The sequence below is a fragment of the Flavobacterium rhamnosi genome (genome assembly GCF_048286515.1).
Taxonomy (GTDB): Bacteria; Bacteroidota; Bacteroidia; order Flavobacteriales; family Flavobacteriaceae; genus Flavobacterium.
Map to the genome: position 1 here is coordinate 94477 of NZ_JBLVPS010000014.1, position 13261 is coordinate 107737.

Sequence of the window (13261 nt, forward strand, 5' to 3'; positions counted from 1 at the left end):
TGTGCAAATAATGCACATTGCAAATTCAGATAAGCCTGTTGATTTTTACAATCTCGATGTAGTCATATCCGTTGGTTACCGCGTAAAATAAAAACAAGGTACCCAATTCCGGCAATGGGCAGCCCAACGTTTATAAGACTATTTAGTCAAAGGCTACGCTATTAGCGAAAAACGATTAAAAGTAATGATGACTTTTAAATAAGTAATTTTTTAATTTACAAATTATTGTTTTGGCGGCGATAGTCGCCGTCATAACGCGATTATTTAAACTTTTTATAAAAACTCATAAGTCATTTCGCATCAATAAACTTTTAGGCGATAAAAAATTTAGCATAAGAATGAATTGATATTTGAGGCCACTGTTGCAAAAAATGCAACAGTTCAAAATGAAGCAGGAGAAGATGAATTATGAAATATAGACTATTATAATTTAGATCCGAAAATCTCTGTAGGCTATCGAGTAAATTCAAAACGAGGCACCCAATTTTGCCAATAGTACAACCCGACGTTTGAAAGACTATTTAGTCAAAGGCTACGATATTAGTGAAAACGATTAAAAGAAACCGAAAACAAGTTTCAGGAATTAATTATCTGTTAAACGACTAAATAACGACTAAGAAAGTAACGAAAAAGTAATTAAGAAATAAGAATAGTGTTTCCACAAGGCTTGTCCATTAGGGCAGAAAATAGGGAATATCTAACCAAAAAAGTAAACGGTATTTTTGAATTAATCATAGTGTTTATAGTGGTTTAGGAAAGTATTAGAAATGAAATAGGCTGTCCGAAAAGCAATTTTCGGACAGCCACCATTAACAAACAAACTTAACAAATTATATTAATAACCTGGATTTTGATCCGCAATTGTTAGCGCCTTATTTTTAGCAATTTCTGATGCAGGAATTGGATATAAATTATTTTTAGCAGTATATCCTTTACTTGATAACTCTGCATTAGCACTTCCCCATCTAACTAAATCCCAAAAACGCTGTCCTTCAAAAGCTAACTCCAAGAATTTTTCATTTACAATAGCGTTAAACAAATTTCCACCTGTTAAGGACGAAGACACATCAGCTAATCCAGCTCTATTTCTAATTTTGTTTAATTCTATTCTCGCTTTGTCATCTTGTCCTTCCTTATTATAAGCTTCGGCCGCAAGCAACAATACTTCAGCAAATCTAAATAATCTGAAGTTTGTACCATAATTACGAGAGGCGTTGCCGGTACTGCTTGTTTCTGAAGCACGTGCAGCATATTTTGTTCTGATACCTCCTTCATAGTCCCAAGGGCTGCCAGTTAAACTTCCGCCAAATGCATTAAGTTCCGCTTCACTCATTACCGTAGCTTTCTTACGAGTTACATCACCTGCAGCATCAAAAGCATTTAATATTTTTGCGGTAGGCAAGTTAAAGCCCCATCCATTACTCAATCCAGTACCCGTCAAATTAAAGTAACCATCACCACGAGCACCCATTAACTGTATAAATATGTTACTTTCATTACGACCAGCAAGGTTTGCATTACTCGCATCATACCCTTTTGTAGTAAGAAAGCCTACTTCGAATAAAGACTCTTTTCCAAATTCTGAATCTTTTAACCAAACTTTTGAAACGTCTGACTCTAAACCATGAGCGGGATTATCTATTACAGCTTTTAGATAAGGAATTGCAGCAAGAGTTTTTCCTTGAAAAACCAAAACTTTCCCTAGTAATGCTTGAGCAGCTCCTTTTGAAACTCTAAAATTATTTTTAACCGCGCTTTTATCTGGCAAACCAGCAATAGCTACAACTAAATCAGCTTCTATTTGAGCATAAATTTCTGCTCTTGGACTTTTTGGTTTGGCAAAAGCTTCAGCGCTAATTGTTGTGGGATTTTCTAAACGCAAAGGCACAGCACCCCACATAGTTGTTAGCTCAAAATAACACCAAGCTCTCATAAACTTTGCTTCTGCAATTGCAAAAGTCTTATTGCTCAAGCTTCCTGCTTCAACCTTTTCTATAATAGTGTTTGCAAGTGCAATTGTTCTATATTCCTTATTCCAAACACCTTCCAAAGAGGGATTAGAAATAGATATATTTGTATAATCATCAATTTCTTGTAATTGTTTTTGATCTGTTGCATTACCACCACCGGCATTAGCCTCATCACCCGGAATTACTTTAATTATAAAAGCTGAATTCCAGGCCTGAGCATTATTAAATTGCACAAGGTCATACAATCCAATTAAAGCTTCTTCCGTATTACTTTCACTATTAAAGAAAGTTGTACTCTCCAGCACACCTACCGGAGTTACCTCCGTAAAATCTGAACTACATGATACAGTTATTAAAAATATAACCATAACACTATATATTATTTTTTTCATATTTAATGTTTTATTTTATTAAAATTCAAGTGACAAACCAAATAATATTTTAGCAGCTATTGGATAAAATCCTCTATCTACCCCTATACTATTATCAGAAAAACTTCCTGCTTCAGGATCCAAACCATTGTATTTAGTAAAGGTAAAATAGTCATCTAAAGACACATAAGTTCTTAATTTATTCAATTTCAACTTATTAGAGACTTCTTTAGAGAAGTTATATCCTAATTGAATTTGTTTAATTCTCATATAAGAACCATCATTTACTACTAAATCAGTATCATATGCAGATGTTGCATATTGCGCAGCAGGATAAGATGCAATATCTCCTGCCTGTTGCCATCTACCATTAAAAAATTGAATTGGTTTATTGGTAATCGGTCTTGAAGTCTGGTGGTAAGCTTCAAAAATATCGTTCCCTTGCGTACCTTGAAATCTAATGTTTAAATCAACACCCTTATATCCCAATTGAATATTTCCTCCATAAAGAAAATCAGGGTGTGGAGAACCGATTTTTGTTTTATCGTTTGATGTAATTCCAGGTACACCATCGGTGTCTACAATATTTATTTTTCCTGTTGCAGGATCTATACCGTCAGTTTTATATCCATAGAAATACCATAATGGTAATCCTTTTTGAAAACGAGTTACACCATCATTGTTTTGTGGTGCAAGTGCACCTATTATAAAACCATTATCACCTACATAACTAATATCGGTAACTTCATTATGCAAGGTTGACAAATTAAGGTCTATGCCATAACTAAAACCACCCGCTGTTTTATCACTGTACCCCATTTCAAATTCAAACCCTTTATTTTCAACTGTTCCTGCATTAATAGAAGGAACTCCTACACCTAAAGATGGAGGCGCAATGATATTTCCATTTACAAGAAGTAAATTTTTAGTTGTTTTAACATAATAATCAACTGAAAAATTTAACCTATTATTTAATGCTCGTAAATCTAAGCCCAAATCCAATTGTTCAGAACGTTCCCATTCTAAATTAGTATTTGGTAAATTCCCTGGAGTAATACCACTTGCACCTTCGTAAACAACCGGAACTGTTAAAGCAGTTTCTGTTGCTACAGTTTGAAATATTAAACTGCTTATGTAAGTACTTAAATTGTTATCACTACCATTTTGTCCCCAACTAGCTCGTAGTTTTAGATAATCAATTTTAGAGCCTTCTGCCCAAAAATTTTCTTTAGATACTAACCATCCTGCAGAAGCTGCCGGGAAATACCCCGATTTTTTTGAAGTCGGAAAAAAACTAGAGGTATCGTTACGCAACGAGCCTTCTAATAAATATTTACCCATATAATCATATGAAATTCTTCCAAAAACTGAGCTTCCCCTTTTTTCAACAATACTACCACCAATTACATCATTATCTCGGTTTGCATAGTCAAAGTATGCAAATTGGTCCGTTTGATCATGAATTTGCGATCCGCGTAAAGAATAAAATGGACTCTTAGTTTTCTCAGATGAATACCCCAATAATCCTGTTATATTATGATTACCAAATTCTTTAGTGTAGCTCACAAAATTTTCCCATAACCATTTTGAACTTCTTGAAATCTGATTGTTTAATGTTACAGTAGGATTTTGAGCTTCTGACGATACAACCCAAATAGGGGTCCATCTATTATCAAACGTATTGGTTCTTTCATATCCGAATCTAGAGGTAAATGATAAACCTTCCGCTAAATTCAATTTAGCAAACACCGATGTTAAAATTTTATCCGTATCAATACCTCCTCTAAATGTGTAATTTGCTAATCCCACAGGGTTGACAGCCTCACCCGTTGCATAAGTTGGGTATCCGTAAACATTCCCATTACTATCTGTCATAGCTGTTCCTGCAGCTACTCCAGCTAAAGCTCTTTGTGGTAAAGTTCCTGTATAAATCACTGGCGTTAATGGATCCATAACTAAAGCTTGAGTTACAACTCCAGCTGTTGAATTATCTTCAGTAATAGGCGAAGACCCTATATTTGAATAGGTTATATTAGAACCTAATTCTAGCCAATCATTGACTTGAGTTTTAAGATTAAGTCTTCCTGTAAATCTTTTATAGTTTGAATCTTTACCAACAACACCATCTTGATCCATATATGAACTTGAAAAATAGAAAGAAGTTTTCTCGTTCGCTCCAGAGATACTTAAATCATGTCTTTGTGTAGGGGCATTTTGAAAAGTTTCATCTATCCAATTTGTATTAATGCCGTTATCAACTACCTGGGTTCTTCCTGCCTCTTGGAAATAGGTTACAAATTGAGACGCATTCATCAACTTCATATTAGACCTAACGGATTGAGTACCTAATTGAGTACTGTAGCTAACTATTGTTTCTCCAGGCTTACCTTGTTTAGTTGTAATAATGATAACTCCATTTGCTCCTTGTGTACCATAAATTGCAGAAGATGCTGCATCTTTTAAAACCTCCATGTTAGCAATGTCATTTGGAGAAATATTATCTATAGAACTTACTTTCATTCCATCAACAATATATAATGGATCTGAATTTCCATTAGACCCAGCGCCTCTAATTCTAACTTTAGAACCAGAACCTGGAGCCCCAGAAGAAGATACAACGGTAACACCTGATGTTTTACCCTGTAACACGGACTCAACACGTGCTGACGAAGAATTTTGAATATCAGCAGAACTAATACTAGAAATTGCCCCTGTTACTAAACTTTTCTTTTTAGCCCCGTAACCTACAACTACAACTTCGTCTAAAACAGCTGAATTCTCTTCCAACAATACATTAATTGGCGAATTCCCTTTGTAATTAATCTCTTGAGATTTAAAACCTATAAAAGTGAAGACTAAAACATCTCCATTCTTAGCATTGATTTTAAAAGCCCCATTAAAATCTGTTTGTGTTCCTCCAGCAGTACCTTTAACCAATACATTAACACCCGGAATAGGGCCTGTTTTATCGGATACAGTACCCGATACTGATTGAGCATAAATAATGCTTCCAAATAATAAAAATACTGGAAGTATTAGTTTTTTTAGCAGTTTGTTTTTCATAATTTTTTTTTTGGTTAGTTTTAGTACTATGAGATTTAATTTTAAAAAGATCAAGGTGAATAATAATAAAAATGCAAGGAGAGCATCTAAATAGTAGTATTTCAACAAATTAATTCCATTAAGAAAATATAAATTCCATAGTTCGACAAATGTTAAGAAAATACAAAAATTTAAATATCAATTTTAAAGCAATAACTATAATTTTTAAAGCTATTACGTATTTAACTAACCTTTAAGCGATATTTTTATAGTCGATGCAACAATTTTTATAGTCTTAAATTCCATTTTAACTATAAATATCCCTTTACAAAAGACCTTCTATGATATTTCGATCCTATAACTGATTTATTTATATATCCAATAGATCATTAGAAGACCTTTAATTAATTATTTGGATGGATGGCATTGTTTTTAAAGTTAGAGAAGGCTCAAAAGTCATCAACAAAACCATCTTTTTAACCTTAGACCCCAACAGAAAAGGATAAAAAGAAGATTTGGGGATGCGGTTCGGCAAATACGAAAGCAGCAGTTTTTGGATGGATGTCTTAACCGATTTAAAAACTTGTGTTGTTGAAGACAGAGGTGTATTTCCGAAATCCCAAACACAAATATGTGTGGTTCGTGAAATTAGAAACGCTTGGAAGGGCCGTAAGCAATTTACTGCCGATATAAAATAGCATAATGCTACAACCAAACAAGCCACGGAGCAGGCTTTAAACGATTTTACCGACAAATGAGAAAATAAATATTTTTATGTTCTCAAATCCTGGCACGATAACAGGGAGAAGCTCGCTGTATTTTTTGACTTTCCAATTGTAATCCAAAAAAACATTTATACTACAATTTAATTGAAAATCTTACTGGTAAAATCCGAAAATAAACCAAAAATAAATTGTCATTCCCCACGGATGAGGCAGTTCTAAAACCAGTATTTTTTTTGGCTTTAAGAGAAGCAACCAAAAAATAGTCCATGCAGATTCAAAATTGGGAATTGTTTTAAACCAATTTACCCTTATATTAAAAAAAAAGGCCCCGATTATAAAATCGAAGCCTAACTTTTTAACTTACAACTTTTAGTTTGCATATCCAAAGTGTCGTTTTTATTACTTATCCATTTCAACTTACACCCTTTTTGAAATAGTGTACTTGGTGCGTTTAAAAATGAGGATTCTACACTGATTTTCTAACCGACTAAACCAATCATCAAAGCTCGTTTTTTTTGATTTTAACATCTGTAGGTAATATTTCAAAATAACTCTTAAAGCATTTTGTAAAATAAGAAGGGGAAGAAAATCCAGTTTTATAACATACTTCACTTATACTTACATTGTCCATTTCCAAAATTTGTTTTGCTTTTTGAAGTCGAACATTTCTTAAAAACTCATTAGCGGTCTGGTTTGTGAGCACTTTAATTTTTCTATAAAACTGGCTTCTACTCAATTTTAATTGAGTTGCAAGTGATTCTACATTTAAATCCGGATTACTGATATTCTCTTTAATATAGTTTAACACTTTCTCAATAAATTCTTTATCTAAGGATAATGTTTTAATTCCCTCAGGCACTTCACTAATTAAACTAAAATATTTATTAAAAATTAACTGCCTGCTGGTTATTAACTGGGATAAACGCAGCCTTAATAGTCTCATATCAAAAGGCTTAACCATATAAGCATCTGCACCCACTTCAATACCTTCTATTCTATCTTCGATTTCAGTTTTGGCAGTAAGCATTAATACAGGAATATGACTTGTTCTTAAATCTCTCTTTATATTTTTACAAAAATCGAACCCATCCATTTCTGGCATCATGACATCTGTCAATATAATATCTGGAAGAAACTCATTAGCTAAATCAATTCCACTTTTTCCATTATTAGCAACTAAAACCTTGTATTCATTTTCAAGTTCTTTTTTTAAATAATCTCTAAGTTCGTAATTATCTTCTACTATTAACAATGTATATTTATGTAGATTTTCATCTATATCAATTCCCTTTTTCTTTTCTATTTGAAAACTTGTAAGTGCTTGTTCCTTTTTAACTTGAACCGCTATACTATTTAAAAGTATTTCATTATCATCAAAATGAGACTTGCCCATTGGCAATATGATTGTAAAAGTTGTTCCTTCTCCTACTTTACTGTCAACTTCAATTTCGCCTTTATGTAACCTAACAAAATCTCGAACCAATTCTAAACCAATTCCTGTACCTCCGTAATAACTTTTATTTAAATTTTCAACTTGATAAAAACGCTCAAATATTTTTTCCACTTCTCCTTTTTCAATGCCCGGACCCGTATCAGAAATAATAATCTCTACCGCTTTTACCCCCTCAGTTTTATTTACTAAAGGTAAATGGAATAACTTATCTGTTGATTGAAGGTTGATATTGATTGTCCCACCATTTGGTGTTACCTTAATAGCATTTGATAGGATATTGAAAATAATCTTTTCTAACATATCTGCATCACTCCAAATTGATAGATCTGCTACATCTGAATCTAGATCAAATTCTATTCCTTTGATAGATAATTCTTCTCTAAAATGGATTACAACATCTTTAATAAAATCCACTAAATTTAATTTCACAGCTTTAACCTTTAATTTATTTGATTCAAGTTTTTTAAAATCTAATAGCTCGTTAATCAATCTATAAAGTCTATTGGTGTTTTTATGAATAATATTAAGCTTTTCTTTTGTTCGTGTAGCAAGGTTTAAGGTATCATCTCTAATAATATCGTCAATAGAGTTCATAATTAAGGTAAGAGGTGTTCTTAATTCATGGGATATATTAGTGAAAAACTGAAACTTTTTTTCATTTAAAGCCTTTTCTTGCATTCTTTTATTTTGTTCCAGAATTATTCCTTTATTTTTATTCAACCTAATAAGCATCATCTTATTAAAATAATAGCCCCCCAAAAGCAACAAAACAACATAAGAGAACAAAGCCATATTTGACTTCCACCAAGGTGGTAAAACAGTTATTTTTAGTTCTAATACTTCTTTATTCCATTTACCATCACTATTGGCAGATTTTAATTTGAATATATAATTACCCTGTTCCAAATTTGTATAAGTGGCACTTCTTAATCTACCAACATAATTCCATGATTTTTCTAAACCTTCAAGATAATAAGCATATTGATTTTTTTCGGGTCTGGTATAGTTAATACCTGTATATTCAATAGTAAATACAGATTGGGTATTATTTAAAGTAATACTCTTCGTTTCACCAATAACACTTTTAAGGGGCGACCCTTTCTGATTAGTCGTAACCGTTTTATTAAATAATTTAAAGTCTGTTAAATATAACGATGGTAAAACATTATTAACTAAAATATTTGAAGGGTTGAAATAATCTAATCCAAAATAATTACCAAAATAAATGATTCCTTGTTCATCTCTAAAAGTAGCATTTCGGTTAAAATCATTAGAAAGGAGTCCATCATTTTTTGTAAACCTAGTAAACGTATTGGTTTTAACGTCTAATTTTGCAACCCCTGAATTTGAACTTAGCCAAATATTCCCTTTTAAATCTCCAATAATACCCACTATATTATCGGCTTCTAAACCATTTAGTTTGTTATACCATTTAAAACTATCTGTTTTACCACTGTATTTACACAAACCAGCACCTTTTGTTCCAATCCAAATTGAACCGTCTTCTCCTTCATAAAGTGACAAAATAACGTTAGTTTTTGCATAATTTTTAAATTCTTCAGACATCCTATCAGCCATTGACACAATAGAAAACGTATTCCCTGGTAACTTTTTGATCTTAAACAAACCTATATTTGCTGTCGCTACCCAAAGATTACCTTTTTTATCAACCAATATTTTAGACACATAACTCTCTAAAATACCATATTTTAAAAATGGCCCTGATCTGTAATTTATAAATTTTCCTGTATCCGGATTGAACGAATGCAGACCTTTATCCCGACTAGCAAACCAAATAGTTCCTTCTAAATCTTCCGCTATACTTATAATATTATTAGAGGTTAAACCTCCACCTGAATTCTTTACAGTGAAATTAATGAATTTTTTATCGCCATTCTTTAAAAAATATACTCCTCCGTTCCAAGTACCAGCCCATATATTTTGTTTACTGTCAATAAGTAATGCTTCTACATATTCATTGGTCAGCCCCGAAAACACCTTATTTTCTGCAGAACTAATATGAGTATAATGACTCGATTTAGGATCAAAAACATCAATACCTCCTCCATCCATAGCTATCCAAAATCTATTAAAACGATCTTTTACAATAGCAGTAACAGAGCTTATTTGTAATGAATTAGGAATGCCAGGTATACTTTCTAGATTTTCAAACTTATCATATAACTTGTCATAAACACCAATTCCTGCATTATAATACCCCATCCATATACGTTCATTACGATCCAAAAATAAAGACCAAATAGAATTACATAGAATATTTTTTCTTTCGGATTTGCTTGATAGATAATGATTTAAAATTTTCCCATTGGCATCAATATGAAATAATCCTTCATTCTCTGTACCACACATTACGGTTTTGTCGGGTAAATTAATAATTGATAAAAGTCGATTTTGTGAAATTTGAAAATGATTTATCTCAAATAGATGATCTTTACTATTATCATTGCTCTTAATTTTAAATAAGCCTGTAGACATAGTTCCAATCCAAATATTATTTTTTTCTATTAATAAACATTGAATAGGGTCATTAATGGACTTAACCCTTTCTTTATTTTTAAAAACAGAACGTTTAAGCGTATTTGTTTTAGCGTCAAACTCTTTAAGACCTCTATCAGTTCCAGCGTATACCTTTCCGTTAGAATCTACCTTAAGCGCATTTATCGTAATAGTTGAAGTTAAGTTAGATTCTTGACATGATATTTTTTCAACCTTAAAATTATTTAAATCCAGCTTGAATAATCCCAGTTCTAAAGTACCAATAAATAAGTTCCCCTTTTTATCTCCTATCAAACTCTTAACCAAAACATTTCTTTTATTTTTTTTGAATTCAGATAAAAGAATTCTTTTAAAACAATCATTCTTGTAGTCGTATAAATTTAGCCCTTCATCTGTACCAAACCATAATCTGTTCTTATTGTCAAGATAAGAACAATTGATAACATTATTACTTAACGAGGTAGGATCGTTTGGTTTGAATTTATATGTCTTGTAATCACTACCGTCAAATTTATTTAATCCAGCTCCACTGGTACCTAGCCAAATAAAACCGTAATGGTCTTGAATTATTGTAGGTACACCAATTTGGGAAATGCTTTCTTTTATATTAACAAATCTATACTTTTCAATTGGTTTTTGAGACCAAACAGCTATGGAAAACAACACTAAACAACAAACAAAAAAAAATTTTTTCATATTACAAAACCCATTTTTAAACTAAATGTTTATAAAATTAACACTTAAATTTTGTAAATCATTTAAATTATAACAACAAATTAAAATTATCACATTTAATGACAATTTTGTCTATTAACTGTAACAATAATTTAGGCTAGACAAATCAAAATTCTTCTTATTCAGAGTAACAAAATTATATGCATAAATACGCTAGTCCCCAGAAATAATGCTTGACCCGTTTTATTCTTGATCCTTATTTACTGGGGGTGAGGAAGGTAGTAAAAATGAAAAAACCCATCAAAATGTTGATGGGTCATCTCTAGTAGCGGGTAATCTTGAAAAATCTAATGAATTTCTGGAAGATTATTATAAAATTGTTTGTGTTAATGATGATCTTTAAATAAGTTAATTTTAAAATTAAAAACCCTTGCTTTGAAATTATTGTGATCTAAATATCTTATTTCACAAGTATCTATAATAATGAAATATTGATCCTGTCGGGAAAATTTTTGAACCATTTTTTAGCTGATTTGAGAAAATTAAGCAGAATGGATTATTGAATTAGGATGTTAGATTGTAAATTATATTGTATAGAATACCTTATCGATCACGAAAATTATTAATAAAATTGCGATCCATACGGAACAATTTACGAACCATTTCTTAGAGGATTTAAAGAAGCTAGCTTTATAAAGTAGATGTATATTGGAGTGCCAAAAGTTTACAGCAAATAAAATGTCGTTTTAATATTTATAAGATAATTATTATATATTTGATTAAATATAAAGCGAAATAAACCTTCGCAAATCTATCCGAATTTTGGTGTATACACGAAAGTTTGTTTCGCATATATACAAGTTACAGGAAATAGTAGGATATTGTCGTTAAAATACTCAAATAAAAAAAAATAATATAATATTTTAAAACATAAACTAATAAAAATGGAAGGAGAAGAATTAGACAAAAATCTGCATAAACTTTTGAGACATCTAGATTCAATCAAAGATACACTACCAATGACTCTTTTACTTCTTGAACCTCATAACAAAAAAGCAAATACAAAGTTTAAAGAATTTATTGAAAAAAATGTTGAAGAAATTGAGGATGAAGACGGAAACAAGTCTATTTCACTAGAATTTGAACAATCACGTATATTTGACCAATTGGCAAAAAATTCTGAAATTTCAAATTTAGCAATGAAAATTATACCTGAAAGCCTATTTGTTTCACTTATATCTCAATATGATGCTTTTTTAAATCAGTTGTTAAAAACTTTATTTAAAATTCGACCAGAATACATTAATAATTCCGAAAGAGAACTTTCGTTCTCACAATTGAATGAATTTGATTCTATTGAAACAGCAAGAGAATATGTTGTTGAAAAAGAAGTAGAAAGTGTTCTTCGTAAAAGTCATAGTGAACACTTTGATTATTTAGAGAATAAACTAACAATTCCTCTTAGAAAAGATTTACCAATATGGCAAACTTTTATTGAGATTACCGAAAGAAGAAATTTATTTGTTCACTGTGATGGAATTGTTTCTAATCAATATTTAAAGGTTTGTAAAGAAAATAAATGCGACCTTACAGGAATTGAACTAAACAAAAGATTAAAGATTTCTAGCGATTATTTGAACAATGCTTACAAATGTCTTTATGAGTTATCAACTAAACTAACTCATACAATTTGGAGAAAATTAATTAAAGAAGATTATCAATTTGCTGACGAACAACTTAATGAAATTTGCTACACTCTAATTACAAATGGTCAATATAGTCTTGCTGATATACTTTTAGATTTTGCCTGTAAACAAACGAAATTTCATAATGATTCAGCAAAAAATTATTATATAGTTAATAAATCTCTTTCAAAATATCTACAAGAAAAAACGGATATTGCAAAAGAAATAATTGAGAGTAAGGATTGGAGTGCTAGTAGTGACAATTTTAAACTTGCTCATTTAATATTGACGGAAAAATTTGATGAGGCTTATTTACTGATGAAAAAAATTGGTCAAAATGGGGAGGTAATAAAGGAACATTATAAAATTTGGCCATTATTTTATAAATTAAGAAAAGAAGATAAGTTTAAAGAAACGTTTAAAGAAATTTTTAAAGAAGATTACACAGTTCTTGAAGTACCTAAACGTCCTATTCAAGAATTAATCGGGGAAGTAATAGAAAAGAATCCTAATCTATTAGAAAAGACCATTAAAAATAAAAATGCTAAACTTGAAACTGTTGGTTCTAAAACTAAAACAAAGGTTCTTCCCAAAAAAACTGCACAAAAATCAACTTCTAAGAAATCTTCAGTTACAAAAAAGGAAACTAATCTAAATACCAAACTTACAGAAATAACAAACGAGAATCTAAATTAAAACTACTAACGTATTGGTCCCACTAAAAGCATCTTTGATTCATAAATCATCTAGTTTAAATTTGCTGATTCAAAATTTTAGACATGAATCAACAAGAACAGATGTACACATTGGCTGAGCAATGGCG

The 13261-nt window shown here is 31.0% G+C and carries 4 protein-coding genes and 2 pseudogenes; 3 read left to right on the plus strand and 3 right to left on the minus strand.

Annotation, left to right across the window (positions count from 1 at the left end; translation table 11 throughout):
• Nucleotides 1-37: 37 nt before the first annotated feature.
• Nucleotides 38-133, plus strand: a pseudogene (gene rhuM / locus ACNQGN_RS18930) (RhuM family protein); the annotation flags it as partial.
• Nucleotides 134-835: 702 nt separating this feature from the next.
• Here rhuM and ACNQGN_RS12440 read toward each other — a convergent pair.
• Both ACNQGN_RS12440 and ACNQGN_RS12445 read right to left on the minus strand, forming a co-directional pair.
• Nucleotides 836-2362 (minus strand): RagB/SusD family nutrient uptake outer membrane protein, encoded by a 1527-nt coding sequence (locus tag ACNQGN_RS12440; RefSeq protein ID WP_417988155.1) that lies wholly within the window; start codon nt 2360-2362, stop codon nt 836-838.
• Nucleotides 2363-2380: 18 nt separating this feature from the next.
• Nucleotides 2381-5404, minus strand: a complete 3024-nt coding sequence (locus ACNQGN_RS12445; protein ID WP_417988156.1) for a SusC/RagA family TonB-linked outer membrane protein — start codon at nt 5402-5404, stop codon at nt 2381-2383.
• Between the two features lie 383 nt (nt 5405-5787).
• On the opposite strand from ACNQGN_RS12445, the pseudogene ACNQGN_RS12450 reads away from it, so the two are divergent.
• A pseudogene (locus tag ACNQGN_RS12450) lies at nt 5788-6481 on the plus strand (transposase); the annotation flags it as partial.
• A gap of 126 nt (nt 6482-6607) precedes the next feature.
• Here the strand turns inward: ACNQGN_RS12450 and ACNQGN_RS12455 are convergent.
• On the minus strand, nt 6608-10774 hold the full coding sequence (locus tag ACNQGN_RS12455) for a hybrid sensor histidine kinase/response regulator transcription factor (RefSeq protein WP_417988157.1): 4167 nt from the start codon (nt 10772-10774) through the stop codon (nt 6608-6610).
• 923 nt (nt 10775-11697) lie between these two features.
• On the opposite strand from ACNQGN_RS12455, the gene ACNQGN_RS12460 reads away from it, so the two are divergent.
• Entirely contained in the window at nt 11698-13134 is a 1437-nt protein-coding gene (locus ACNQGN_RS12460; protein ID WP_417988158.1) for a hypothetical protein, read from the plus strand.
• The last annotated feature ends 127 nt before the right edge of the window (nt 13135-13261 follow it).